The 24,869-nt window shown below is 64.2% G+C and carries 25 protein-coding genes; 10 read left to right on the forward strand and 15 right to left on the reverse strand.

The genetic code is table 11. The features are described from left to right. The first annotated feature begins 59 nt into the window (after positions 1-59). The 4 genes from ACNEOT_RS10315 (at position 60) to ACNEOT_RS10330 (ending at position 3,662) form a co-directional block, all read left to right on the forward strand. Complete coding sequence (locus ACNEOT_RS10315; RefSeq protein WP_415973897.1) at positions 60-395, forward strand: DUF2834 domain-containing protein; 336 nt, start codon at positions 60-62, stop codon at positions 393-395. Between the two features lie 91 nt (positions 396-486). Beyond that, the gene (locus ACNEOT_RS10320; RefSeq protein WP_415973898.1) at positions 487-1,311 is read left to right on the forward strand and encodes a dienelactone hydrolase family protein; all 825 of its coding nucleotides are present in this window, start codon (positions 487-489) and stop codon (positions 1,309-1,311) included. Positions 1,312-1,608: 297 nt separating this feature from the next. Continuing rightward, positions 1,609-2,766, forward strand: coding sequence for a glycosyltransferase family 4 protein (locus ACNEOT_RS10325; protein ID WP_415973899.1), 1,158 nt, complete (start codon positions 1,609-1,611; stop codon positions 2,764-2,766). Between the two features lie 68 nt (positions 2,767-2,834). Next, complete coding sequence (locus tag ACNEOT_RS10330) at positions 2,835-3,662, forward strand: ATP-grasp fold amidoligase family protein (protein ID WP_415973900.1); 828 nt, start codon at positions 2,835-2,837, stop codon at positions 3,660-3,662. A 21-nt stretch (positions 3,663-3,683) separates the two neighbouring features. Here ACNEOT_RS10330 and ACNEOT_RS10335 read toward each other — a convergent pair whose 3' ends face one another. Further along, complete coding sequence (locus ACNEOT_RS10335) at positions 3,684-4,910, reverse strand: PucR family transcriptional regulator (RefSeq protein WP_415973901.1); 1,227 nt, start codon at positions 4,908-4,910, stop codon at positions 3,684-3,686. A 130-nt stretch (positions 4,911-5,040) separates the two neighbouring features. Here ACNEOT_RS10335 and ACNEOT_RS10340 point away from each other — a divergent pair, with 130 nt between their 5' ends. Further along, complete coding sequence (locus tag ACNEOT_RS10340; RefSeq protein WP_415973902.1) at positions 5,041-6,705, forward strand: FAD-binding dehydrogenase; 1,665 nt, start codon at positions 5,041-5,043, stop codon at positions 6,703-6,705. Positions 6,706-6,707: 2 nt separating this feature from the next. After that, positions 6,708-7,637, forward strand: a complete 930-nt coding sequence (locus tag ACNEOT_RS10345) for an MBL fold metallo-hydrolase (RefSeq protein ID WP_415973903.1) — start codon at positions 6,708-6,710, stop codon at positions 7,635-7,637. 8 nt (positions 7,638-7,645) lie between these two features. Here the strand turns inward: ACNEOT_RS10345 and ACNEOT_RS10350 are convergent, their stop codons facing one another. From ACNEOT_RS10350 to ACNEOT_RS10390, 9 genes are all read right to left on the reverse strand, one after another. After that, positions 7,646-8,410 (reverse strand): alpha/beta fold hydrolase, encoded by a 765-nt coding sequence (locus ACNEOT_RS10350; protein ID WP_415973904.1) that lies wholly within the window; start codon positions 8,408-8,410, stop codon positions 7,646-7,648. Continuing rightward, the gene (locus ACNEOT_RS10355) at positions 8,407-10,122 is read right to left on the reverse strand and encodes a hypothetical protein (RefSeq protein ID WP_415973905.1); all 1,716 of its coding nucleotides are present in this window, start codon (positions 10,120-10,122) and stop codon (positions 8,407-8,409) included. The genes ACNEOT_RS10350 and ACNEOT_RS10355 overlap by 4 nt, the downstream gene beginning before the upstream one ends. Before the next feature lie 77 nt (positions 10,123-10,199). Beyond that, positions 10,200-10,580: a LuxR C-terminal-related transcriptional regulator gene (locus ACNEOT_RS10360; RefSeq protein ID WP_415973906.1), complete on the reverse strand. Its 381-nt coding sequence runs from the start codon at positions 10,578-10,580 to the stop codon at positions 10,200-10,202. Positions 10,581-10,759: 179 nt separating this feature from the next. Further along, entirely contained in the window at positions 10,760-12,493 is a 1,734-nt protein-coding gene (locus tag ACNEOT_RS10365) for a SpoIIE family protein phosphatase (RefSeq protein WP_415973907.1), read from the reverse strand. Between the two features lie 28 nt (positions 12,494-12,521). Next, positions 12,522-12,911 carry an STAS domain-containing protein gene (locus ACNEOT_RS10370; protein ID WP_415973908.1) on the reverse strand — a complete coding sequence of 130 codons (390 nt, stop codon included), beginning with the start codon at positions 12,909-12,911 and terminating at the stop codon, positions 12,522-12,524. Positions 12,912-12,921: 10 nt separating this feature from the next. Then, a complete protein-coding gene (locus ACNEOT_RS10375) occupies positions 12,922-13,299 on the reverse strand; it encodes an STAS domain-containing protein (protein WP_415973909.1) in 378 nt (125 codons plus the stop codon). Between the two features lie 154 nt (positions 13,300-13,453). Beyond that, positions 13,454-15,046 carry a phytoene desaturase family protein gene (locus ACNEOT_RS10380; RefSeq protein WP_415973910.1) on the reverse strand — a complete coding sequence of 531 codons (1,593 nt, stop codon included), beginning with the start codon at positions 15,044-15,046 and terminating at the stop codon, positions 13,454-13,456. After that, positions 15,043-16,389 carry an APC family permease gene (locus ACNEOT_RS10385; RefSeq protein WP_415973911.1) on the reverse strand — a complete coding sequence of 449 codons (1,347 nt, stop codon included), beginning with the start codon at positions 16,387-16,389 and terminating at the stop codon, positions 15,043-15,045. The genes ACNEOT_RS10380 and ACNEOT_RS10385 overlap by 4 nt, the downstream gene beginning before the upstream one ends. A gap of 338 nt (positions 16,390-16,727) precedes the next feature. Next, on the reverse strand, positions 16,728-17,165 hold the full coding sequence (locus ACNEOT_RS10390) for an SRPBCC family protein (RefSeq protein WP_415973913.1): 438 nt from the start codon (positions 17,163-17,165) through the stop codon (positions 16,728-16,730). Positions 17,166-17,547: 382 nt separating this feature from the next. Here ACNEOT_RS10390 and ACNEOT_RS10395 point away from each other — a divergent pair, with 382 nt between their 5' ends. After that, the gene (locus tag ACNEOT_RS10395) at positions 17,548-18,282 is read left to right on the forward strand and encodes a GAF and ANTAR domain-containing protein (protein ID WP_415973914.1); all 735 of its coding nucleotides are present in this window, start codon (positions 17,548-17,550) and stop codon (positions 18,280-18,282) included. Between the two features lie 60 nt (positions 18,283-18,342). Then, complete coding sequence (gene thiD, locus ACNEOT_RS10400; RefSeq protein WP_415973915.1) at positions 18,343-19,134, forward strand: bifunctional hydroxymethylpyrimidine kinase/phosphomethylpyrimidine kinase; 792 nt, start codon at positions 18,343-18,345, stop codon at positions 19,132-19,134. A 94-nt stretch (positions 19,135-19,228) separates the two neighbouring features. On the opposite strand, the gene ACNEOT_RS10405 is transcribed toward thiD, so the two are convergent. Next, positions 19,229-20,143: a manganese catalase family protein gene (locus tag ACNEOT_RS10405; RefSeq protein WP_415973917.1), complete on the reverse strand. Its 915-nt coding sequence runs from the start codon at positions 20,141-20,143 to the stop codon at positions 19,229-19,231. Positions 20,144-20,411: 268 nt separating this feature from the next. On the opposite strand from ACNEOT_RS10405, the gene ACNEOT_RS10410 reads away from it, so the two are divergent. Together ACNEOT_RS10410 and ACNEOT_RS10415 are read left to right on the forward strand one after the other, a co-directional pair. Next, entirely contained in the window at positions 20,412-20,717 is a 306-nt protein-coding gene (locus ACNEOT_RS10410) for a hypothetical protein (RefSeq protein ID WP_415973918.1), read from the forward strand. 11 nt (positions 20,718-20,728) lie between these two features. After that, the gene (locus tag ACNEOT_RS10415) at positions 20,729-22,213 is read left to right on the forward strand and encodes a Mur ligase family protein (protein ID WP_415973919.1); all 1,485 of its coding nucleotides are present in this window, start codon (positions 20,729-20,731) and stop codon (positions 22,211-22,213) included. A 48-nt stretch (positions 22,214-22,261) separates the two neighbouring features. On the opposite strand, the gene ACNEOT_RS10420 is transcribed toward ACNEOT_RS10415, so the two are convergent. The 4 genes from ACNEOT_RS10420 to ACNEOT_RS10435 all read right to left on the reverse strand — a co-directional run bounded on the left by ACNEOT_RS10420 (position 22,262) and on the right by ACNEOT_RS10435 (position 24,811). Continuing rightward, positions 22,262-22,519: a lipopolysaccharide assembly protein LapA domain-containing protein gene (locus ACNEOT_RS10420; RefSeq protein ID WP_415973921.1), complete on the reverse strand. Its 258-nt coding sequence runs from the start codon at positions 22,517-22,519 to the stop codon at positions 22,262-22,264. A gap of 92 nt (positions 22,520-22,611) precedes the next feature. Continuing rightward, positions 22,612-22,782, reverse strand: a complete 171-nt coding sequence (locus tag ACNEOT_RS10425) for a CsbD family protein (protein WP_027495724.1) — start codon at positions 22,780-22,782, stop codon at positions 22,612-22,614. A 116-nt stretch (positions 22,783-22,898) separates the two neighbouring features. After that, the gene (locus tag ACNEOT_RS10430; RefSeq protein ID WP_415973922.1) at positions 22,899-23,705 is read right to left on the reverse strand and encodes a transglutaminase-like domain-containing protein; all 807 of its coding nucleotides are present in this window, start codon (positions 23,703-23,705) and stop codon (positions 22,899-22,901) included. A gap of 86 nt (positions 23,706-23,791) precedes the next feature. Continuing rightward, entirely contained in the window at positions 23,792-24,811 is a 1,020-nt protein-coding gene (locus ACNEOT_RS10435; RefSeq protein ID WP_415973923.1) for an LLM class flavin-dependent oxidoreductase, read from the reverse strand. Positions 24,812-24,869: the final 58 nt, after the last annotated feature.

Below are 24,869 nucleotides of genomic sequence, written 5' to 3' on the forward strand. Positions count from 1 at the left end.
GCGCGACCCGGATCGAATGACACGCCGACAGCACCGCGACGTGCTCTAGGTTGAAGTCCATGAGAACTGCAGACGCCACTCGTCGACGCCTACTGCTCCTTCTGACCGTCATCGGTTTCGTCGTCCCCAACACCTTCGTCGTGACGTACTTCAAGCAGCACGGCGTCAGCCGCGAGACTGCAACCGCCTTCTTCGCCGAGTGGGTCGCCTCGACGCCCAACCGTGCACTGACGGCGGACCTCGGCATCACCAGCGTCGCGTTCGGTCTCTGGTCCCTGTGGGATTCGAGGGACAACGGCGTCAAACATTGGTGGCTGGTGCCCGTGGGTACCGGTTCGGTGGGAATCTGCTTCGCGGCACCGCTGTACCTTCTGCTGCGTGAATACTCGCGGTAGCGGCTCCACCGCTGTGTTCGACCCGATGATCTAGCTTTGACGGCATGCGTCGGCTCGGCGCGGTGGATCTCTCGCAGAAGGACGCACCTCCATGACCGATGACACGCTGGCCGACTTCGAACGAACCGAGTTCACCGCGGACGGGCGCACCGCACCCGTCTACCGCATCGGAACCGGACCGGCTGTGATCGTGATGTCCGAGATGCCTGGAATCACGCCGCGGACGGCGGAGTTCGCGAGAACGGTCGCCGGAATCGGATGCACGGCTGTTGTGCCTCACCTGTTCGGCGTCGACGGCAAGGATCCGCTGGCCGCGCCGCTGGGTGCGCTCGGCACCGTCGCCTCCATAAGTCGAGCCATGGTGCCGGCATGTATCAGCCGAGAATTCACCATCCTCGCCACCGGCAAATCGTCGCGCGTCGTGGTGTGGTTGCGTGCTCTCGCCGCGCAGGAGCACGAGCGCTGCGGTGGGCCGGGCGTCGGAGCCATCGGGATGTGCTTCACCGGCGGATTCGCTCTGGCCATGGCGGCCGACGATCGACTGATCGCACCGGTCCTCTCGCAGCCGTCGCTTCCGTTCGCCGTATCGAAATCTCGCAGTCGCTCGATCGACATCACCCCGGATGACCTGGACAAGGTGAAAAGTCGTTGTGCTGCAGGAGAAATCACTGTCCTGGGAATGCGCTTCGAGGGTGACACGATGTGCCCGCCCGCGCGCTTTCGGTGGCTGCGCGAGCAGCTCGGCGACGCATTCGTGTCCGTGGAATTGCCCGACTCGTCGTTCAACCCCGAGGCGTTCGGACCCCCGCACTCCGTGGTCACGGAAGGGCTGATCGACAAGCCGGGCGAGCCGACACGACAGGCACTGGATCAGGTGCTCGATCTGTTCCGTCGTCGGTTGCTCACCACCGGATAAAGTTCTCCCACCCGCGCTGGCTCCGCCGGACATTGTGGGCCTCGAAACCGACGTGGCTGTCCACTATTACGGTCCGCACACGGAAAACGGTATTCGAAGCCGAATTGTGGACACTGAGCGCACTTACGGTCGAAGCCAACCCCCAGCGCCGGCCCGAGGAGACCTCGAGGTTTGCCGCCGACCCGTTCGGGTATCAGAAAGTTTCGGCGGCGGGCCAGAAAAGCCCACCCTATTTCGAAACGAAGGGGTGCGAGTGAAGAACACAACGTTCAGGACACGGTTGTCGGCGGCTCCACGATGAGCGCAGACTGTCTGGACATTGCGTTGATCGCGTCCAATCGATACCCCATTGCGCAACCCTTTGCCGGTGGACTGGAAGCCCATATCTGGCATCTGACAAGACAATTGGTGGAGTCAGGGCATCGAGTCACCCTGTTTGCCGGCGCGGGCTCGGATGTGTCGCTTCCCAGCCGGAACCTCGAGGTCCGACCGCTGAGTTTGTCCCATTGGGCGCGGTCCGATGTGTCGATGCCCTCGGATCGCTTCATGTCCGATCATCACGCCTACCAGAGTCTGATGCTCGAACTGGCTGCCGGACGCCACTTCGACGTGGTGCACAACCACAGCTTGCACTACCTGCCCGTGGCCATGGCCTCGATGCTCGCCACACCGATGTTGACGACATTGCACACGCCCCCCACGCCGTGGATCGAGTCGGCCGTGGACGCATGCGTGGGTGAGGGTGCCCGGTTCGCGGCGGTGAGCCGACACACCGCATCCATGTGGACGGGCTCGGTCGAATCGATCGACATCGTGCCCAACGGCGTCGGTGTGGACGATTGGGCAGTGGGCCGCGGGGGAGACTACCTCGTCTGGTCCGGTCGGTTCACGCCCGAGAAGGGCCCGCACCTGGCGATCGATGCCGCCCGGCTGGCGGGCTTTCCCATCCGACTCGCGGGCCCGGTGTCCGATCCCGACTACTACGCCCGGGAAATTGCCCCGCGTTTGGGCACCGATGTCGTCCACGTCGGTCACCTCGAACAGGACGAACTGGCGACGCTGGTCGGTGGCGCTGCCGCAGCCCTCGTGACACCTCTGTGGGACGAGCCCTACGGTCTGGTGGTCGCTGAGGCATTGGCCTGCGGGACCCCGGTAGCGGCGTTTGCCCGCGGCGGAATCCCCGAGATCGTGTCCGACACCTGTGGCGTTCTGGTGCCACCCGGTGACGTCGCTGCGCTCGCCGATGCCGTCGGGCGCGCGGTGTCACTTTCCCGGACGGCCGTGCGTGAGCACGCGGAGCGGCACTGCTCCGCGCGGAGAATGGTCGACGCCTACGTGGACCTCTATCGAACGATGATCGACTCGTCGGTCACCAACCTTCGCGACCCGTGGCCGCACCTGAGGGCCACAGGAACCGAGGGCGTGCCGCGCGCCCAGTCCGCCGACGTCTGTTGAGGTACGCACGCAGGCGCGAGCGCAGTGCCCTGGTGCGAGTGTGGCGACTGTGGAGGACGCGTCGACCCGTGACGTTCACCGAGAAGGTTCGATACAAGATGCTGCGCGACCACCGAGCATTGTTGGTCACCTTCGCCGACAAAGCTGCTGTGCGCGAGTACGTGACATCTGTTGTCGGACAGGGCTTCTTGCCGACGGCGCATGGGGTGTTCGACAGTCCGACCGAGCTCGCATCGGCAGCACTACCGGACGAGTTCGTCGTCAAGCCGACGCACGGTAGCGGTGCCGTCGTCGTCGTGTCTCATGCGGCGAAGAACGAAGCCGGGTTGCCGGAACCGGGCGCATCGTGGTGCTACACCCATGTTCGTCCCGAGCACGTCGACCGGCAACGACTCGTCGACATCGCCGATCACTGGGTTGCGCAACTGTACGGGCAGGGGCCGAACCGCGAGTGGGCATACGGGCTCGTGCCGCGCCGCATCCTCGTCGAAGAATTGTTGACCGGTGCCGATGGCGATGTGGCCGACGACTACAAGCTGTTCGTCTTCCACGGCCGATGTGAATTCGTCCAAGTCGACTCCGGACGGTTCGGTCGCAGAACTCAGGATTTCTATCGTCGACCGTGGGAGTGGTTGCCGCTGAGCGGCGGGCCACCCCACGCCTCCCCTCCCAAGGCCGAACCCGAGCGATTGACCGACATGATCGGAATTGCCGAAAAGCTGGGCGCAGAAACGGATTTCGTTCGGGTAGATCTGTATGCTGTGGGCGAGAGAATCGTGGTGGGCGAACTGACCAGCTACCCGGCCGGCGGCGACAGTCCATTCCATCCATCGTCGTTCGACGCCGAATTCGGCAGCTGTTGGACCGTGCCCGACGCCTATCGAGACCAAGCGTGATCAGATAGCCGCCTGCAACGGTCATCGAGTGCTGTCGCGATCGGTACTCGTCAGCTGGCGCAATTGAATTGCCGTGTCGAGAGCGAGTCGATGCCACGCCGATCGCGGATCTCGCCCGGTGAGCTCCTGGGCTCGACGCAGTCGGTAGCGCAGAGTCTGCGGATGCACGTGCAGCTGCGCCGCCGCCGCCGTTGCCGTGCCGGTGGCGATGAACGACGAAAGCCCCTCCAGGATATGCGCGTTCGCGGCCTCGGTGAGCGGTCCGAGAACGCAGCGGACCACCTCGCCGGTGTCTGCGGTGGGGCGAGCGGTCAACAACGCCAGCAACTGTCCGTCACCGTGATCGAGCACGACGCGGTCGTCGAACGCGTGATCCGGCGCAGAGTCCAGAGCCTCCGAAGCGAGTCTCCACGAACTGCTGGTGCCGGCGATGGTAGATCGCTCCACCAGGCATCCGCGTAGCATCGTCGCCGTGCACGCGGCGTCGACGTCGCAGCGACCGATCGCAGTCGGCAACAGCAGGATTGCTCGCTGCTCGCGCCTGGTGCACAGATGGCTCCGTCGATTCGACGGCGCGCTGCGATCGGGAGGAACGAGTCCAAGGGCGAGAACCAGTGACTCGACGGTGTCGTCGGACAACGGCTTTCCCGGACCGTTCGGCTGCACCACGAGCAGGTTCGGATGCGTCGGTAATTCCAGGTCGAGTTCGCGGGTGCGATCGGCCAACGCCCCGGGGGAATTGTGTCTGCCTGCCACGAGGTCGTCGAGCAAGAGAGCGTGGGCCTGCGCGCGATTGGACGTAAGCTGTTCTCGCGCAACAACGTACGCTCCGATGATTTCATCCGATATCGCGTCGATGGCGTCGAGCACGCCGAGGCTCAGTTCGGCGATATCCGCAGGTTCGAGCGCATCGAGGTATCTCGTCGTCACGTGCCGGACGAACACACTCGACGCGACTCGGTACGCTCGCAGAACATCGGCCAACGGACGCCCGTCTGCGGCGCGAGCCGCACCGATCGCGCGGAATCTACTGTGATCTCGTTCGTCGAAACTCGGATCACCGCCCACCCACAACGCCATCAAACGACGCAACGACCAGTAGGCGATCGCCTCGACATCGGCCAACTGCGGACCGCGCAGATTGCGGTAGACCGGGATCGCGTCGCGAACTGCCTGCACTGCCGACGCCACGACCGAAACCAGTTCTGGTTCGATGTCGGCGACCACGGCGGCCCGCGCTGGGTACATCGCGACATCGTCTCACGGTTATCAGTGAGTGATGAACCGAATCATCATTCGACTCGGATTCCTTGAGTTCCGGTGCCTACGACAGCACAGTCGAGGGGGAGACAACCGAGTCGAGCAGAAGAGTGGGGCAATGGACGCAGACGTGATCGTGGTGGGGGCAGGCCTGGCCGGACTGGTGGCCACCGCCGAATTGGCCGACGCCGGAAAGCGTGTGCTCCTCCTCGATCAGGAGCCCGAGCAGAACCTGGGCGGTCAGGCGTTCTGGTCCCTGGGCGGACTGTTCATGGTCGACACCCCGGAACAGCGGCGCATGGGCATCAAGGACTCGGCCGATCTGGCTTGGCAGGACTGGCTCGGTACCGCAACCTTCGATCGGGGCATCGACGATCCAGCAGGCGAGGACTACTGGGGCCACCAGTGGGCCAGGGCGTACCTCGATTTCGCCGCGGGGGAGAAGCGGTCGTGGCTGCACGCGCAAGGCGTGCGCTGGGTTCCCATCGTCGGCTGGGCAGAACGCGGCGGTTACCTGGCCGAGGGGCACGGTAACTCGGTTCCGCGCTTCCACCTGACCTGGGGTACCGGGCCCGGCGTCGTGGCTCCGTTCGAGCGACGCGTACGCGAGGCCGCCGACAAGGGCCTGGTGCGATTCGGGTTTCGCCACCGCGTCGACGAGTTCATCGTCAACGCGGGCGTGGTAGAAGGAGTTCGCGGCGCAATTCTCGAACCCAGTGCCAGCGAGCGAGGTGCGGGTAGCACCCGCGTCGAAGTGGGGGACTTCGCACTGCGTGCCGGAGCCGTGCTCGTCACTGCCGGAGGCATCGGAGCCAATCACGATCTGGTGCGCGAGAACTGGCCGGCACGGTTGGGCACAGCCCCGAAGTCACTGATCTCCGGCGTTCCGGAACACGTCGACGGCCGCATGCTCGGCATCACCGAGAAGGTCGGCGGCCGCCTGGTCAACAAGGACCGTATGTGGCACTACACCGAGGGCATCAAGAACTGGAATCCGATCTGGAAGAACCACGGAATCCGCATCATTCCCGGACCGTCGTCCATGTGGTTCGACGGGCGCGGGCAACGCTTCCCCGTCCCCAATTTTCCGGGATTCGACACCCTCGGAACATTGAAAGCCATCCAGGACAGTGGTTTCGAGTATTCCTGGTTCGTACTCACTCAGAAAATTATCGAGAAGGAGTTCGCGCTCTCCGGGTCGGAACAGAACCCTGACATCACCGGTAAGGACCTCAAGCTCGTTCTCGGCCGTGTGCTGCCCGGGGCCAGTGGACCGGTCGAGGCCTTCAAGAAGAACGGCGAGGATTTCGTCGTCGCCGACACACTGGGCGAACTCGTGCAGGGGATGAACAGGATCTCCGGCGAGAACCTGATCGACGCTGCGGATCTGAAGCGTCAGATCGAGGCGCGCGATCGCGAGGTCGACAACCCGTTCACCAAGGATCTGCAGATCTCCGCGATCCACAATTCCCGTCGTTCGCGCGGTGAACGGATCGCGCGTACCGCCTCGTTGCACAAGATCCTCGATCCCAAGTCGGGACCGTTGATCGCCGTGCGCTTGAACATCATCACTCGAAAGACGCTCGGCGGCATACAAACCGACCTCCAAGGACGCGTGCTCGACGGCGACGGACGCGCGATCGACGGCTTGTGGGCTGCCGGTGAGATCGCCGGATTCGGCGGCGGCGGCGTGCACGGATACCGCTCGCTGGAGGGAACATTCCTGGGTGGGTGCATCTTCGGCGGCAGGCAGGCCGGACGCGCACTCGCCGCGCAGGCGTGACGGTGGTCCGACGTTTCGGTCGTCCCGCGCTGCCGGGCCCGACGGAGATCGCCACCACTGCGTCGGCGACTCCAGGGTCTCCGTTGACGGTGTCGTTTCTCGGTGTCAGTACGGTTCTGTTCGACGACGGCGACTCGGCGATCCTCACCGACGGCTTCTTCTCTCGACCGTCGTTACCGAGGACGCTTGTGCTGCCTTTACGTTCGAATATGGGGCGCGTCGATGCGGCATTGCGCAGGGCAGGGATCACCTCGCTCGACGCTGTTCTGTGTGCCCACTCGCATTACGATCACGCACTCGATTCTGCGGGGGTGGCGCTGCGGACCGGCGCAAGTCTGGTCGGCGGCTCGTCGACGGCATTCATCGGGCGGGGTTCGGACCTACCGGACGACCGCATCGTCGTAGTCGGAGACGGTGAGACAACGGTCCAGGGCAACTTTGCCGTCACGTTCGTCGAATCGGTTCATTCTCATCCGGATCGAGCGCACGGAGTGATCGAGCGTCCACTGGCGCAGCCCGCTCGGGTGCGTGAGTATCGGTGCGGCGAGGCGTGGTCGATGCTCGTCGAACACGTTCCCAGCGGGCGGACCGCACTCGTTCACAGCAGCGCAGGGTTTCGGGTGGGCATGCTCGACGAACACACTGCGGAGGTGGTCTATCTGTCGATAGGACAACTCGGCAGGCAGCCGACAGCGTTCATCGAGCAGTACTGGCGGGAAACGGTCTCGGCCGTCGGTGCCCGACGCGTCGTTCTGACGCACTGGGACAACTTCTTTCGGCCGTTGGACGAACCACTGCAGGCACTGCCGTACGCCTTCGACGACATGCGAGCCTCGATCGATGTGCTGTCCACCTGTGCGCGGAGAGACGGGATCGACCTCGAGCTCCCGACTCTGTGGCGCCGGGCGGATCCGTGGGTGGAACGGGGCTGAGGTTCGGGTCAGCTGGTGTGGTCCTCGACAGACTCGACGATCGTGCGTGCGCACAATTCGGGGTCGTCGATCATCGGAACGTGACCGACGCCGGGTAATGCGACGAACCGGGCTCCGGGTAGTCGTTGCCGAGCGACAGGAACGAACTCGGCAGGCGGGAAGATGCGATCGTGTGCAGCCCACGCGACTGTCACCGGACACGGAAGTTCGAGGAGTGGCTCCATGTACTCGCGGGTGTCGAGGAGCTCGTACGCCGCCTCGCACCCGACGAGGTCCTGGAACGATCGGACCGCTTGCTGTCTGGTCATTCGTTCTCCGTGGACCGCGATGTCGCGCATGGCAATTCGTCGGCCGAAGCCGTAATTCATCAGCGGCGGAGCGAGATGCCTGGTGGCATCGGCCAACTTCTTGGTACGGATCAGCGTGGCCCGACTGGCACCGGGCTTCTCGTTCGTTCCCCACAACCCTGCAGGTGAGATAGCGCAGACCGAACGTGCCCGACCCCGTCGGGCGAGTTCGACGGCCATCCACCCACCCATCGAATTTCCCGCGATGTGCACGGAGTCGAAGCCACGTTTGTCGAGTTCGCGTTCCGCGGTATCGGTAACGGCAGCGATCGTCGCTCCCGCGGCGAGCGCTGGACCTCCGCGATGCCCGGCTGCGGTGGGAACGATGAGATCGAACCGATCGGCGAGCAGCGGTACGACATCGTCCCATGCTGCTGCGGACATGGTGACGCCGTGCAGCAACATCAGCGCAGGTTTGTCGGTCATCGGCTGAACTCTGCCAGTCGAGTCGAAACCTGCTCCGGGAGGCCGTCGTTCTGCTTCTGGGCCGCCGTCAACACGTCCAGGTGGTTGTATCCGCGAAGCTTCACGGGAACGTCGTTCGGGTTGTCGGACGCACCGAGGTCGAGGCCGCCGTCGCCCTGGAGGGTCAGCACGGGGTTGCGGGTGACGCCGTCGCGGTAGAGGTAGTGGGCCGCGATCGACGGCGCGGTCGGTTGGCCGAGATCGGTGTTGATCGCCGTCGGGAAGTACCACTCGGTGAAGTCGAGCGGCGGTTCGCTCAGACTTCGTGCAATCTGGGAAATGGAGCTGACTTCCTTGGACGGATCGGTGTACGCGTTCGGGCTGATCTCGTCGTAGTCCTGCCAGGTGTAGACGACGGATGGGTCCCCGTAGCTCGTCGGCGCTGCCTTGCGGTCGCTGCCGAACATCTGACCCAGGAACGGAATGGTCGCGATCACCTCGTTCGGCATCGGAAAGTACTTGTCCTGGACGGGGCCGCTGCCGATGAAGCCGACACTGGTCTGGAGAAAGCCGAGTGGCTGCGAGTTGTCGTCGAGCAGAGCGCCCACGACGGCTTCGTTGGTGGCGTACAGCGTTCTGATGTCGGGTATCCCTGTCGCGGCCATGAGAGGGTCCTTCGACAGCAGAGTTCGCAGTGTCGCATCGAAGTTGAGGCTGCGCGGAAGTCGGTCGACGATGTCGTTGATTCCCGTCGGGTTCAATCGAGCAGCAAGTCCTGCCATCGCAAGCAGATTCGTCGTTTCCGGATTGATGACGGCGGGCAATCGCGTCACCGGGTACGCGTCGGTCAATGCGCCCGACGCGGCCTCGACGGGACCGGCGAGCGCAGGCGGAATCTCCGGAATGTCGAGGTTGCGGACGGGATTCGGCGGACCGGCCTTGATCACGGTGTCGAGCGCGAAGTAACCGGAGCACTGGTTGTATCCGGCATCCTCGGCGGTGGCCGGGTTGCCGTCGAAATCCCAGTTGGCGAAGTAGCCGGTCAGAAATCCACCGAGCGAATGCCCACCGCAGAGCACCTTCTGCTTGCGGATTTCCTGGTCCGGAAGTTCGAGTCGTAGTACGTCGTACTGGTCGCGCATGGTCTGCGCCAGACCTTGACCATCCAGCCAGGCGGTGCCCGGCCCGTCGGCATACCCGGCGAACGTGCGGCCGTCCGCCGTGCCGCCGGCGAAGTAGTAGTTCGTGGCGATGTCGAGGTCGTTCGCGGCGAGGGCGGCCTGCGTTCCGGTGTGATCCTCGAGGCAGTTCGAGCGACGGTCGAGAGCCCAGAACTCGATGTGTCTGCCCTCGGCGGCAGCGGCGGCGACAGTGTTGCGGGCGACCGACTCGAAGGCACCCGCACCCTCGAACACTCCGGGCTGGGCCACGAGCACTCGGTCGGCGTCCGCCGAATTCTCGGGACCGTCCGCGGCTCGATATCGCAGGTAGGCCAGTCGATCGCACTCCGCCGGGTGCGGCTCCGAACCTGCGGGGAGCGGCGCGTCGAGAGCGACCACCGTCGCCACCACTCCGGTTACCGGCGAGGAGGACGAGATCTCACGTTCGGTGCGGCCGGGCGAGGGCTCGGCAGACACTGCCGGAGGTATCACCGTTGCAATCGACATCACCAGGGCCGTGCACACGACCCAACGCATACGCGTATAGCGCGCACATTTCCCCGGAATTGACATGGCCCCCACCATCGAAACGAATACATCGAGCGTGTGGAAACCTAGCATCGAACCGCGCGAGGCATGGTCGCTTCGGGTCAGAGATCGTCGAGGGTGACCAAGCCGTCCTGCAAAGCCCGAGCGACGAGCGAGGCCTTGGTCGGTGCAGCTCGACCGACGCCTGCGTACTTGGCGCGAATGCGAGTCAAGTGGGTGTTCACCGTGCCGAGAGCGATGTGCAGGACCGCACACACTTCTTGTTTGGAGTCGCAGCGCAACCAAGCGTCGAGGACCGCAATCTCACGCGCGGTGAGGCCGGGATCGGCGAACGTCGTCGTTTCGAGCGCAGACCGGGGCATGTCGGCACCGGGATTCGTGGCGGTCCTGGATCGGACGGTCGATGCGCTCCGGCGAGGTGCGAAGCGCTGCGACGGCTGGGCTTTCGGGCCGGTCGCGGCGAGAATCGGCGTGGTTGCCACACCTCTGCTCGTTGCTTGCATCGCATCCGCCCCGCTGTCCGTCTTGGGTGTTTCGACCATCCGACCACGCCGGAAAAGATGTAACAACACCAATGAGTTGGAGCGCGAGCACGTTTTTGGAGCTGTCAATCCAGTCAGCTTTACAAGCTTGTAAAGCCTGACGAGACCGACCTCGACGGCTACGAGTCCGCGTCGGCCGGTGGTACCTCGAACGCGAGTAGCGCGACGTCGTCCTGAAGGCCTGCCCCGAAGGAGGCGAGCAAGGAGGTCAGGTCGTCGACGATCCTCGATGCTGTCGTCGGTCCTTTTCTGGCAGCGAAGGATTCGAGACCGCCCTCGTCGTCGAAGCGGGTACGCCCCGGTCCGACGATCGCCTCGGTCAACCCGTCTGTGTAGAAGGCCATGACGTCACCCGGTTGCAATGACACCGATACCGACGCGAAGTGCGGCTCGGCCAACGCTCCGACCAACTGGCCGCCGGTGGTGTCGACGAAGTCCACAACGGCATCGTGGGTGATGCGTAATGCCGGCGGATGCCCCCCGCTGGCCAGGTGTACGAGTGCACCGTCCGGTCCAGGAGTGATGGTGCCGAACACCACCGTGCAGAATCTCGGGTCGTCCCCGTGAAACTCGTGGTGCAGAACGGTATTGAGATTCTTCAGCACCGCGATCGGATCGCGATCGAACACCGCGGCGGCACGCAACGTGTACCTCGTCAAGGACGTCACGGCGGCGGCCCCCGCCCCCTTACCGCTGACGTCACCGAGGAAGAAACCCCATGTTTCGTTGTCCAGCGGGAACACGTCGTAGAAGTCGCCACCGACCTCGTCGATCGACGCGGGGTGGTAGTGGGCTGCGACGTTCATTCCGGTGGGAGCGGACAGGATCGGCGGCAACAGGGTCCGCTGCAGCGTCGACGCGAGAATCTGCACCTGTGTCATCTCGGCTTCCGCCACCTTGCGTGCCTCCTCCGAGGCACCCAGCGCATCCTGGGACCGATCCAGCGCGGCCTCGGCGTGGTCCTGGGCAGCCTCGGCGGTGTCCTGCGCGGTTTCGGCGTCGTCGCGGGCAGTGATCAGATCCGTTTCACGCACGCGACGTTCGGTGTCGTTGTGCAGCGTCATCGTCACGGACACGGCCCCCGTCGGCGTCTGCAGGCTGTTCGCCAGAATCGAGACGGCGATTGCGGCGTCTCGAACGGTTGCGCCGGTCAACTTCGCGCTCGCTCCGACCGGTGAGTCCGATCCCGAGGTCGACGCGACATCCATCAGAGCCGTCAGCACAGGCTCGAATTCGCTCGTGAACAGGTCGGTCACGGGTGTCCCGACGAGGGAATCACTGGTACGTGCGGTGATCCGGGCCGCGGCCGCGTTGGCGTAGAGGATCCGCGCGGTGGCGACGTCCACCGAGAACACTCCACAGGGTGCGGTGTCGAGCAGATCAGCGGCCGTGGCAGACATGGGGCTCCCTTCGATCATGGCAGATTGGGATCTGGCGGCTGTGACGGGATTGGTCCACACAGCAGTCACCACAGTGCCGAAGCCTGGTCGGTGGTCGACGACCAGCTCGTCGGCAACCGCGGCTGCGAGTTGCAGACCGTGGCTGCGATCGGTGGTCGGTGTCGGTGGTCGCCATGTTCCGGTGTCGGAGACGGTGACGGTGAGCGTGCGATGTTCGTAGGCCGCGGTGATCGTCATCGTTCCGGGCTCGGGCACCGAGCGGTACGCGTGCTCGACGACGTTGGCGAGTGCCTCGTAGACCCCGAGCACGATGTCGTCCACTACCGCTCGGCTCAGACCGAGTTCGAGAGACCACTGGTGCAGCCGTCTTCGAATGGTGGTCGCGACGGTCGGCTCGGCCGCAGCGGTGTGGCTCCAGCGCTGAGGTAGCGGCGCGGGATTGCCCTCGGTCACGATCGAAGTCCGAACCGGCACAGGTTCTTCATCGGTCGACCTCGTCGTCGAGGGCTGCCGACTGCACGTGGGCCACCGCATCGGGCACCGACGTGAAGGTGGCCATCACGCGATCGATTCCGCTGAGCTGCACGGGACGAACGACGACGCCGTCGACCGCCACCAATGCCATGCGCGACGCATCGGGCAGTCGATCGCACACTCGCACCAGCACCGTGATTGCACTCGACGACAGGAAGCTCACGTCGGTCAGGTCGACGACGAGTCCGCCTCGGGCGGTGTCGGCGGCAGGAAACGCGGTGGCCGACAGCTCCGGGATGGTGTCGAGATCGAGTTCGCCTCGAACGGTGAGCACGGTCGTCGCATCGTGAGCTGCCGATTCGATCTCGAACGGCGCTGCGGTCGGCTCGTCTGGCATGCGCCCGACGTTACCTGCTGACGGGTTCGTTTCCCGACCGAAACGTGTCGACGAACAGCCCGCCTGCGCCGAGCACGTCCAGAACCATGCGCACCGATCGTGCAGGCGCGAGAACGGCGATCTTTCCCGGATGTACGTACGTGGCATCGACGATCGCGGTGGCGACGCCGGAGTACATGAACGACACCTCCGAAAGATCGATCGAGACTCGATCGGAGGTGTCGGCCAAGCGGTCGAGGCTGTGCACGAACTCGGCCCGGGTGGACATGTCCAGTTCGCCGAATACGCGAAGCGTGTTGTGGCCGTCCGGTCGAACGACGGTCTCGACCCGAAACACACTCTCGTCGTCGCGAAGGGAGCGTTCCAGCGTTGCGGTGCTCGTCGACATGTCGTTACCTCTTCCCGAAGCGCTCGCCCCAACGGTGTCCCGCAGGGTCTCGAACGCTGAACTGTTGTGCTTTCGACCCTGCCAGTGCGCAATCGCAGAAGACTTCGTCGTAGGTCTCGAACCGGTCACGGAAGATCTCGTTTCGGTAACTGCGCTACCGGGTCAACGCCGCGATGAGTGATCCGGTGAGCTTCTTCTTCACCCATCCGTGTGCACCTCGCTGGCCGAGCGCTGCCCGGGCGGCATTGAGACCGGCTGCGCCGTGTACCCCGCCACCGGGGTGCGCCGATGCCGATCCCAGGAACAGACCCTCCACCGGAGTTTCCGCCCGCCCGAGCCCCGGCGTCGGCCGAAATATCAACTGCTGCTGTAGCTGCGCGGTCCCGCCGTTCACCGCACCGCCGTGCAGATTGCCGTCGGCACCGTGCAGATCGCTCGGTCGTTGCACGACTCGCCCGACGACCGAGTCGAGAAAACCCGGTGCGTGGGCGTCGAGGACTTCGTCCACCCGATCGGCAACGGTGTCGGCCGCCGCATCGTCGACGACACCTCGCGGCAGATGCGTGTAGGCCCAAGCGCTTTCGGTGCCCTCCGGGGACCTGCTCCGATCGGCAGTGGTCATCTGACCGAACAACATGAACGGGCTCCGGGGAAGAATTCCGGTGGTGAGGTCCGCTGCCCAATGCACGAGGCCGTTGTCGTCCGCCCCGAGGTGGACTGTGCCCGCATCGGCCAAAGACGGTGAATTCCAAGGTATTCGGCGATCGAGTGCGTAATTCACCTTCACCACCGGGGTGTCCCACTCGAAGTTGCGCAGGTCCTCGTGCACACGGCGCGGAACCGCGTCGAACGGAAGCAGCGAACCGTACAGTGCCGGTGCAGACACGTCTGCGACGATCGCTCGGCGCGCCCGGAACGTGTGTCCGGCTGCAGTGTGCACTGCCCGAGCGCGACCGCCGCGCACTTCGATGTGCTCGACCGCCTGCCCGCACTCGAGAACAGCGCCCGACGCGGCACCGCGGCGAATCAGCGCGGTCGTCAATGCCGAGGATCCGCCCACGGGGGTGGGAAATCCGACATCCTGGGCAAGCATCGTGAGCAGCCAACCCATCATTCCGCTCACGGGGGCATCGGTAGGAACGTCACCGTGCATGGCGTTGCCCAGTAGCAGGCAGCGAGCGGCATCGCTGTGAAAGAGCTCGTGAGCCATCACTCGGGCGGGGAGGGCCGCGAATCGCGCGAAACGCAGGGTTTCGGGTATCCCCAAGGTGTGGGCGAGCCGGGCCGCAGGGATTACGGGTGGAAACGGTCCGAAGAGCGAGTTCATGAAGGGCTCGCGTATTCGTTCCCACTGCTCGAAGAGCCGCAGCCAGGTACGACCGTCGCGCGCGTCGTGTTCCGACAGCCTCGCAGCAGTGGTCTCGACGTCGTGGTGAACGACCGGAGCGTCGGTGTCCTGCGGCGATCGCGCATGGCCGTACACCGCGGGGGAGTGCGACCACTGCAATCCGTGGCTCTCCAGCTCGAGTGCTGTCATGGCGGGCGAGGCGAGCGCCAGCGGGTAGAACGCGCTGAAGAGGTCACTGGTGAATTCGGGAACCAATTCAGCGCTGCGCACAGCACCGCCGGGATGTTCGGCGGCCTCGAGGACCACGACGTCCCAGCCGGCGTCTGCCATCGCAGCGGCTGCGACCAACCCGTTGTGGCCGCTGCCGATGACTACTGCGTCGACCTCGGTGATGGTCATCGGATTGCGCTCCTCCGGTCGGTATCGGTATTTCTGCTCAGCAGGCTACTGACGAAGTACAGCGCTACGCCTACAGCAAGGAGCAATCCGGCGCGCAGCCACGTTGCCGCGGACTGTTGGGTCAGCAACACAGCGCAGGTGATGAGCGCCAGGACGGGGAGCACTGTCGGCGTCCTGAAGTGATCGGTGTCTGCCCGGTCGCGGCGCAGTACCAGTACCGCGATATTGGTGCTGACGAAGACGAACAGCAGGAGCAGTACGACCGTCTCCGCGAGAGCAGCGACAGAACCGGTGCTGCACAACACCATCGCGACGACGGTGGTGGCGACGATCGCCGCCCACGGCGTCTTCCGGCCCGGCAGAACCTTGGCCAGTGCGCCCGGGAGCAGACCGTCACGGGCCATTCCGAACGTCAGTCTCGACGCCATGATCATGGTCAGCAAAGCGCCGTTGGCAACCGCCACGAGTGCGACGAGGCTGAAAACCCACGGCGGAATGCCCGCATCGGCTGCGGCAACGACCTCGAGCAGTGGACCGGTCGATTGCGCCAGGGTGTCGGCCGGCACGACCGTCGACACCGCGAGACCGACGAGCACGTACACCACCCCAGCAACGGTGACGGCACCGAGCAGTGCCCGCGGATAGACCCGGCGAACGTCCTCGACCTCTTCGGCGATGTTCGCCGACGTCTCGAAACCCACGAAGGAATAGAACGCGAGCAGAGCCGCGCCGAGCACTGCCAGCGTCGGGGTTGTCTCGTCGGTGAATTCGAGGACCCGGGAGGGCGTCCCGTCCCCCCGGCTCAGGACGAGACCGGCGAGAGCCACGATCACGACGAGCCCCGATACTTCGACGATCGTCATGGCAAGGTTCGCTCGCAACGATTCGGTGATCCCGCGTGCGTTGAGCAGCCCGACCAGAAGCAGGAACACCACCGCGGCGGGGACTGCGGGCACGTCGAGGAACACGCCCAGGTAGTCGCCCGAGAACGCGAGCGCCAAGCCGGCTGCGCTGGTGACACCGGCCGCGAGCATGGAGAAGCCCACCAGGAACGATACGAGTGGACGGCCGTATGCCTGCTGCGCGAAGACGGCTGCGCCGCCGGCCCGCGGGTACTTGGTGACCAACTCCGCATACGACGCGGCGGTGAGCAGTGCCATCAGCAATGCCACGAGCATGGGCAGCCAGATCGCTCCGCCGACCTCGCCGGCGATCTCGCCGACGAGAGCGTAGATTCCGGCGCCGAGCACATCGCCCAGAATGAACACGAACAGCATTTTGCCGGAAATGGCGCGTCGCAGCGGAGTTGCCGCCACCGGTTCGGCTGCGTCGGTAGCAGTCACGACAGATATCCTTCGCCATCGATTCCGAGCACGACGTCCCGGGTTTCGCCGGCGCACCGATAATCCGCCGGAGAGTGCACGTGCGTTCGGGCACCTACGGCCGTGTTGCTATCAGGTGTGGCGTTCGAATCCGACCGAATTCGAGACCGAAGTGTGGAGTCCATCTGCAGCGCATGCCCGTTGTCCGTGGAGTTCAATCTCTTTCGTCCATGCTCGTCGTCGGGACGAACCGGATTTCAGCGAAAGGTCTGTTGTCGCAATGGCTTCGAGCATCGAGTTCTCGACGTCCTCGTGGCACGCCACGACCCGGTGCGTCACGAGAACCTGGCCTGTTCGGGTCAGGGCGTACTTGCCCGTTCTGCCAGCAGTGCAAGTCTTTTCAGCGCTTCCGAATTGCGAGGGTGCGCCAGAACATGTTGCACACCATCAGGGACGAGATTCATCGGTGGAGTTGTTGCGTGCTCGATCATTTCGATGCGACACCCGATTGCCGTCGGGTGCAGACGCATGGTGATGGACGCCTTGCCGAACGGAAGAGCCCGCGCGTCGAGTTGCAGCTCACGATTTTCGTGCACGGCCACCGAACGCGTCACATCGCTGAGGATCAGCGGCCATGCGCCGACCGAGTGGTGGATCTCGCTGCCCGCCGCAGGCCAGTTGTCGTCCACGGCGCGGATCCTGGACGCGCCGACCACCCAGGTCGCGTACGTCCAACCGTCGGCCAAGATACTCCAGACATCTTCGCAGCTGGCTGTGGTTTCTCGTTCCGTCGTCACGAGGTGACCTCCATCGTGGTGCGGGTAGGGCGGATCGGCGCAGACGCTCGAAATGCTGCGTCGACGTCGTGGAGGGTGAAATCCCTCGTACTGGTTGGATCGAATTCCATTGCGTCATCTCCGAATCCGGGGTCGTCCTTCTGCGGGCATGCTGCAGCGAGGCAACCGGCCTGGATTCGACGCGGGCGTAGTCGAGTTTACCCATTTGCGCATTCGAGGCACAACACGGGCCGTTCCCCGCGAAGCAGTCGAACGATTCGGCAGTGGTCTACGGACCGCCCGCAATTGCCGACGGATCGCAGGACATCGAATTGTCACCTCGACTATCTGCTCGGATGTGAGAGTCTGAGAACAGGAGCACGCACGGCGGAGAGGGCAGGACGTGGAACAGGAAGACATCTACGGACGTATTTCGGAGATGGCGCGATCGGCACACGGGACCGTTGCGCGGGGAACGTCGAGCTCCGAGCAAGTACTCGAAGAAGTGACGTCTGCGGCGGTGAAACACCTGGAGGCCGTCGACCATGCGGGCATCACATTGGTCCGCCGGACGAGTTCGAGCAGGCGGCCGGAGTTTCTCGAATCCACTGCCTCGACCGGGGACGCCCCCCACCTGTTCGATTCCCTGCAGCACGAGTTCGGAGAAGGACCGTGTTTCGAGGCGATCTGGACACATCAGACCGTGCGTATCGACGATGCGACCGCGGAAGACAGGTGGCCTCGGCTGATGGACGCGGTACTGAGCCGGACCCCGATCCGATCGACTCTGTCCATCCAGCTGTACACCGATGGACAAGAGCTCGGTGCGTTGAATCTCCATTCCGAGAAGATCAACGGATTCGATGTCGATACCGAGGACACGGCGGTCAACCTCGCAACCCACGCCGCGATCGCACTGTCGAGTGCCCGCCGCGGTGAGCAGTTCCGCAGTGCCCTGGCATCACGAGACCGAATCGGTCAGGCGAAGGGCATCATCATGGAGCGATTCGATGTCGATGCGATTCGAGCGTTCGACATGTTGGGGGCGCTCTCTCAGGAATTGAACGTTCCGGTGTCTCGGTTGGCTGCGCAGCTCATCGACCGCGAACACCCGGACCCCACCGCCCCCGGCAAGTGAGCAGCTCCTCCACTTCGACCGGTCGCGACCACGTCGAGCTGTGGTTGACATACTGAGACCATGTCGACAATCGCGTACGTGATCGCAGGTTCCGAAGCCACCGGCGGAGCCGGTCTGCAGGCGGACCTCAAGACGTTCGAGCAGCTGGGGGTCTACGGGGTCGGCACCATCACCTGCATCGTGTCGTTCGATCCCAAGGCCGACTGGGGTCACCGATTCGTTCCCGTGGACAGCTCGGTGATCGCCGATCAGATCGAAGTTGCCACTGCCGCACACGATCTCGACGTCGTGAAGATCGGTATGCTCGGTACACCCGCCACCGTCGAGACGGTAGCGAAATCGCTGCGCCTGCAGCCGTGGCGGCACGTCGTCGTCGACCCGGTGTTGATCTGCAAGGGGCAGGAACCGGGAGCCGCACTCGATACCGACAATGCCCTCCGGCGTGACATTCTCCCGCTGGCCACCGTGATCACCCCCAATCTGTTCGAGGCGCAGACCCTGTCCGGAATGGACGCCATCACCACCGTCGCCGATCTCGGTGAGGCGGCGCGAAGAATAGCCGACCTGGGACCCCGCTACGTTGTGGTCAAGGGCGGTGCCGGACTGCCGGGAGACGAAGCAGTCGACGTCGTGTTCGACGGCACCGACTTGACAGTTCTGCGCGCCGAAAAGATCGGCGACGAGCGAGTGTCGGGAGCAGGCTGTGTGTTCGCAGCGGCCATCACCGCCGAACTGGCCAAGGGTGTGGACGTGCTCGATGCCGTGGACACCGCCAAGAAATTCGCGCACGCAGGCATTGTGGGCCGGGTGACGAGCAACGCTCCGTTTGCTGCGGTCGGTTGGCACAACTGATCGCCTGCGCCCGAGACCGTCCGAACCTATTGGGCTGCAGTGACTTCGATGCGGGGTACGACTCTGCCGTACCCCGCATCGAAGGTTTCGAGCGCTACTTCTCGTCGGGGTCCAGAGCATCTTTGATCTTGCCCATGACCCCCTTCTCGGTACCGAGAGCAGCCGGTGCCGGGTCGCCCTTGGCGCCGTCGTACGTGGCGTAGAGCTTCGGATCGGGAGCCGGGGCCGACGCTTTGCCGCCCAGTGGCTGTGGGTCTGCGTAGAAGCCCATCTGGTGCACGCCGTCCGGTGCCAGCCTGTCGGCCCAACCGCCGGTGGACGAGAATTCTCCGTCCGAGAGGTGCCACACATCGAACGCGTGATGGCCCTGCTCCTCGACGTCGAGGAGGGCGTTGGGGGCAACGACGTCCTCGAGGCCGTCTGCCTGCAGTTCCTCGATCGCGGCGAGCCACAGGTTCTGGTGGTGGGTGTCGCGAGCCAGGTTGAATTGCAGCATCGCTTTGACGCCTGGGTCGTCGGTCATGTTGTACAAACGTGCAGTCTGCAGTCGTCCTTGCGCCTCGGCTGCGACGTTGGCTCGGAAGTCGGCCAATAGGTTTCCGCTGGCCACGATAAATCGGCCGTTCCAGGGAACGCCGTTGGAATCGGACAGCGTCGGTCCGCCGCCGGAGACGATTGCCTGCTGCGGATCCATACCGCCCATCACCGCGGCGACGACGGGGTCGGCCGCTGCCATAGCGGTCGAGTCGGTGGCCGGCGCACCTTCGAGCAGCCGGGCCACCATGGTGGCGAGCATCTCGACATGGCCCATCTCCTCGGTGGCGATGTCCATGATCAAGTCTTTGTATTTGCCCTCCATGCGGCAATTCCAACCCTGGAACAGGTATTGCATGGTCACGGTCATTTCGCCGTACGCACCGCCGATCAGCTCTTGAAGCTTGCGCGCGTAGACCGGGTCCGGCTTTTCCGGCTTGACATCCATTTGCATGAAATCGGTATGGCGAAACATGTAAACTCCATTCCAAAGGTTCGAGCGTTGATATCGGCATCGACCGGTTACCCGCCGCCTTTTCTTGCAAACTGCTTGCGTAACAACAGTTTCGGCTGAAATTATCGGCCCGAAATTGCGAGTTTTCGCTGTCTTCTCCGAAATATGTTTCATTCCAACATGTTTGATTCGGGTCGGTCGCGGGGACGTACAGGGATACCGTCGGTACAGCGCTGCGTCGAGCCGCTCGTCCAGACAGTCGACGCGAACGAGGAGAATAGAGGGGATCATGACGAACGACGACCCGGCAGATACCAATGTCGAAGCGAACGACGATGAGCGTACGACGCGCGGGCACGCAGGCGAAGCGATCGTCGACACCCGCAACTGGCCCGGGTACATCTGCATCGGCCTGGCGTTGGTGAGCCTCGGCCTGACACTCACCGCTGCCGGCTACGGATTCGAGGGCTGGGCATGGATGGGTGCAGTCCTGGCTCCAGTCTTGCTGGTCGCAGGAATTGTGCTCGTGCTTCTGGAGCGTCGACGAGTCAAGGCGCAGGAGGGTAAGTCTCTGACAGATCCCTCGGGCCATTGATCCCTGACGCATTGGACGAACGATCGACGCTGTCTTCCGCGAACGCAGGCGTGTCGCTGGCCGATCTCGCTCGCTCGCTCGACGCCCCCGAACCCATCGCATCCGTTCGAGTCCACGGAGCCAGTGACGACTCGCGCTCGGTCATGCCGGGGGACCTGTACGTGGCGCTCCCTGGAACTCACGTTCACGGACTCGATTTCGAGATCGAGGCTCTCGAACGCGGAGCCGTCGCGGTGCTGTCGGACCGGGTGTCGACGGTTCTGCCGACGATCGTCGTTGCCGACCCGCGTCGAAGCGTCGGGCCGGTGTGTGCGCGGATCCATCGGTACCCGGCCGACGCGATGGACCTGTACGGGGTGACCGGAACCAACGGAAAGACGAGTACTGCATTGCTGCTCGCGGCTGGGCTCTCGGCGTCGGGAGAGGTCGTCGGCACGATGACCGGTTTGGGTCTCGACGGTCCGTCGACATCCGTGCCGACAGCGCGAACGACACCCGAGGCCGCGACGGTGCAGCGCACACTCGGACGGTTTCGAGACGAGGGCGCAACCGCCGTCGCGCTCGAGGTGTCCTCGCACGCCGTGCCCGAACACCGCGTCGACGGGGTGCGTTTCGCTGCAATGGGATTCACGAATCTAGCTCCGGACCACCTCGACTACCACGGGAGCATGGACAGGTACTTCGAGGCGAAGGCCGAGTTGTTCGCAGCCGACCGAACAGCAGCCGCTGCAGTGGGGATCGACGACCCGTACGGCAAAAAGCTCGCGCAACTCGTCGACGTTCCGTGCTGGACGTGGTCGACGGCCGATACGCGAGCGGACGTCTTCGGCGAGAACATCGAGTGCACCGGCGTGGACACGTCCATGACGGTCCGAACCCCATTGGGCCGCGTGCACGTTCGGTTACCTCTGCTCGGCCCGCACCAGGCGAGCAATGCGTTGGCCGCTGTGGCCACCGCGCTGGCCGCCGGTAAGAACCCGGACTCGATTGCTGCTGGGTTCGAATGCGTGAAATCCGTTCCCGGCCGCCTCGAGCGGATCGACGCGGGCCAGCCGTTTCTGGCGTTGGTCGACTACATGCACAACACCGCGGGGCAGCGTCGCCTGTTGCCGTTCGTGAGGTCTCTCGTGCCGGGACGGGTCATCGTGATCGTCGGCGCGACGGGCGAACGCGATCCCGGCAAACGGTTCCCGCTGGGTACTACCGCTGCGGCCTTGGCGGACATCGTGATCGTGAGCGACGAGAGCCCATTGTCCGAGAACGCCGACACGATCCGCGAGGCAGTGGTGACGGGTGCGCGCGCGGCGCGGTCCGCGGTGGTGATGGTGGAGCCGGATCGCCGCGCCGCGATCGCTCTCGCGGTGAACGTGGCCGAACCGGGAGATGTTGTCGTGGTGGCGGGCCGAGGCTGCGACACCCAGCAGATCTACGGCGCAGAGGTCGTCGAGTTCGACGATCGCGTGGTGCTTCGAGAACTATTGAGCGACAACGTTTGAGTCACGTGGTTGTGCCGGTCGACGGTGTCGTCGACCGGCTCTACGTGATCAGCGAACTGCGCGTCGAACCTTCAGTGCTGCGGTTGCAGTCAGGGCGATGACGGCTCCGACGACAGCTGCACCGAGCAGTGATACGCCCTGAGCGAGATCGAAGTTCCAGCCGAGGAAGTTGATGTTGGTGTGAAGTGTGTTCTGCAGCACGAAGATCACCAGTGCTGCGACGAGGACGAGCGTGATGAGAAGGGCGAGCTTCGAGGCGAATCCGCCGCGGCGCTTGGTGGTGGTCGTGTCGGTCGATGTGGTCATGAGGGGTATCCGTTCTCTGTGGTGAAGGTTTCGGTGAAGGGCGAGTGCCGCCGATCATCGAGATCGGCGGCACTCGATGGGACGGAGGTCGATTACTTGAAGGTGTCCTTGATGTTCTCGCCGACCTTCTTCACACCGGCCGAACCCTGGTCCTTCTTGCCCTCGGCCTCGAGGTCCTTGTTGTTCGTGGCGTCGCCGACAACTTCCTTCGCCTTGCCGATGGCGTCTTCTGCTGCGTTCTTGGCCTTGTCGATGAAGCTCATGGTGAGCACCTTTCAGTGTGGCTGTGAATGTTGGTAACGGATACTCAGTCGGTTTTCGCCGTCGGAAACAAACGCCGCTGTGAGGTAGCTCACAGGGAAAGCGCGTGCGATCCGGATCAGGTGAGGGAGACCAGTTCGGTGATGTCGTCATGGGGGAGTTCGCCGTCGACCACGGCTGTGACCACCGAACTGTTCAGGGTGATGGCACCCTTGTGGTTGTCCAGGAATGCGGTGTCGGCGGCATCGCGACCGACCGAGATGCGAACGAGTGTCGAGCGAGGGGCGAGGCAGGTGGCATCGACAACGCGCCACTGACCGCCCACGAACGCCTCGGCGACGGCGTGGAAGTCCATCGGGTCGCAGCCGGGTGCGTACACCGCGACGAGGCGGGCCGGAACGTTGACCGCGCGCAGCATGGCGACGACGAGGTGCGAGTAGTCCCGGCAAACGCCCTGTCCGGCGAGCAACGTGTCGACTGCTCCGTCGATCGGATCACTGCTTCCTGGAACGTAACTCAGGCGCGCGCCCACCCACGCGGAAATCTTGGCCAGTAGTTCTTCCGAGTCCGCGTAGTCGCCGAATTCGGTTGCTGCGAAGCCGTAGAATTTGTCGGCTTCGGCGTACCGGCTGGGGCGGAGGTAGAGCGACATGTCGTAGTCGGTGACCGGTGCCGGGGTGGTGTTGCCCAGAACGGTGGCGTCGTACGAAACCTGTAGGTTGCCGACGTCGGCCGGCATGACGTGAATTCGGTTGCCGTGCGGCCCGCTCACTTCCTTCGCCTCGATGGGGTTACCGTCGAGCACGAAGGACAGTGACTCGGTGACCGTTGTACCCGGGTGTGGCGCTATCGCGATCTGAAATTCGAGCGTGGTGGCTGCGGTGATGTCTACATCGAGGCGCGCGGATACGTCACGTTTGAGCACGGGGAACTCCTGGCAGGTGGTGGTGGGTGAACGTGCTGCCAGTACCCGTATCGGCCGATACCAATCCCTTCTCGCTTTGCGAGTGGTCAGCGCCACCCCAGTGCAGGGGCGACGTCGCGCAACAGCGTCTTGATGACGTGCGCGCAGTAGTCGACTCCCAGTTGGTTGGGAACGGTGAGCAGAAGCGTATCGGCAGCGGCAATTGCCTCGTCCGCGGCGAGTTCCGCGATCAATCGATCGGGCTCACCCGCGTAGGTCTTGCCGAATCTGGCCTTGCCGCCGTCGATGTATCCGACTTGATCGTCGCCGCTGCCCTCGTTGCCGAAGTACGCACGATCGAGATCGTTGACGATCGGAAAGATGCTGCGGCTGACGGACGTTCGTGGCGCAAACCCGTGCCCGGCGTCGCTCCACGTCTTGTGGAATCGTTCGATCTGCTCGGCTTGCAGCTGATGGAAGGGCACCCCGGTGTCCTCGCTCAGCAGAGTCGAGCTCATCAAGTTCATTCCCTGACGGGCAGTCCATTCCGCGGTCTCCCTGGTGCCGGCACCCCACCAGATGCGTTGCCGCAGACCGGCGGAGTGCGGTTCGAGGCGCAAGAGTCCCGGTGGATTGGGAAACATCGGCCGGGGGTTGGGCTGCGCGAAGCCTTTGCCCTCGAGAAGGTCGAGGTAGATGCGCGTGTGCTCGCGGGCCATGTCGGCATGATCGGAACCCTCGGCGGGTGCGTAGCCGAAGTAGCGGTAGCCCTCGATGACCTGCTCGGGCGATCCCCGGCTGATCCCGAGTTGGAGCCGTCCCCCCGAGATGAGATCGGCGGAACCCGAGTCCTCGGCCATGTAGAACGGATTCTCGTACCGCATGTCGATGACGCCGGTGCCGATTTCGATGGAGCTAGTCCGGGCACCGACGGACGCGAGCAGCGGGAACGGTGACGCGAGTTGGTTGGCGAAGTGATGAACGCGGTAGTACGCGCCGTCGGCTCCGAGTTCTTCGGCGGCGACCGCGAGGTCGATCGACTGCAGCAGTACGTCCGACGCCGACCGCGTCTGCGACTGCGGCGACGGCGACCAGTGTCCGAAGGACAAGAATCCGATCTTCTTCATCACGTGCTCTTTCGTTGAAGGATCAACCATATTCACTGTACTTCAGCACGTGTCGGGG

Origin of the sequence: Rhodococcus sp. 077-4, from assembly GCF_047782425.1 — a bacterium.
Lineage (GTDB): Bacteria > Actinomycetota > Actinomycetes > Mycobacteriales > Mycobacteriaceae > Rhodococcoides.

Coding starts and splice junctions, on each gene's coding strand:
- ACNEOT_RS10335 (WP_415973901.1), bottom strand. CDS start 4,910: ATGTACCCAGCGCGGGCCGCCGTGGTCGCCGACATCGAACCAGAACTG.
- ACNEOT_RS10340 (WP_415973902.1), top strand. CDS start 5,041: ATGGACGCAGACGTGATCGTGGTGGGGGCAGGCCTGGCCGGACTGGTG.
- ACNEOT_RS10420 (WP_415973921.1), bottom strand. CDS start 22,519: ATGACCACATCGACCGACACGACCACCACCAAGCGCCGCGGCGGATTC.
- ACNEOT_RS10435 (WP_415973923.1), bottom strand. CDS start 24,811: ATGAAGAAGATCGGATTCTTGTCCTTCGGACACTGGTCGCCGTCGCCG.
- ACNEOT_RS10355 (WP_415973905.1), bottom strand. CDS start 10,122: ATGTCAATTCCGGGGAAATGTGCGCGCTATACGCGTATGCGTTGGGTC.
- ACNEOT_RS10375 (WP_415973909.1), bottom strand. CDS start 13,299: ATGTCGACGAGCACCGCAACGCTGGAACGCTCCCTTCGCGACGACGAG.
- ACNEOT_RS10425 (WP_027495724.1), bottom strand. CDS start 22,782: ATGAGCTTCATCGACAAGGCCAAGAACGCAGCAGAAGACGCCATCGGC.
- ACNEOT_RS10320 (WP_415973898.1), top strand. CDS start 487: ATGACCGATGACACGCTGGCCGACTTCGAACGAACCGAGTTCACCGCG.
- ACNEOT_RS10350 (WP_415973904.1), bottom strand. CDS start 8,410: ATGACCGACAAACCTGCGCTGATGTTGCTGCACGGCGTCACCATGTCC.
- ACNEOT_RS10380 (WP_415973910.1), bottom strand. CDS start 15,046: ATGACCATCACCGAGGTCGACGCAGTAGTCATCGGCAGCGGCCACAAC.
- ACNEOT_RS10315 (WP_415973897.1), top strand. CDS start 60: ATGAGAACTGCAGACGCCACTCGTCGACGCCTACTGCTCCTTCTGACC.
- ACNEOT_RS10325 (WP_415973899.1), top strand. CDS start 1,609: ATGAGCGCAGACTGTCTGGACATTGCGTTGATCGCGTCCAATCGATAC.
- ACNEOT_RS10405 (WP_415973917.1), bottom strand. CDS start 20,143: ATGTTTCGCCATACCGATTTCATGCAAATGGATGTCAAGCCGGAAAAG.
- thiD (WP_415973915.1), top strand. CDS start 18,343: ATGTCGACAATCGCGTACGTGATCGCAGGTTCCGAAGCCACCGGCGGA.
- ACNEOT_RS10410 (WP_415973918.1), top strand. CDS start 20,412: ATGACGAACGACGACCCGGCAGATACCAATGTCGAAGCGAACGACGAT.
- ACNEOT_RS10370 (WP_415973908.1), bottom strand. CDS start 12,911: ATGCCAGACGAGCCGACCGCAGCGCCGTTCGAGATCGAATCGGCAGCT.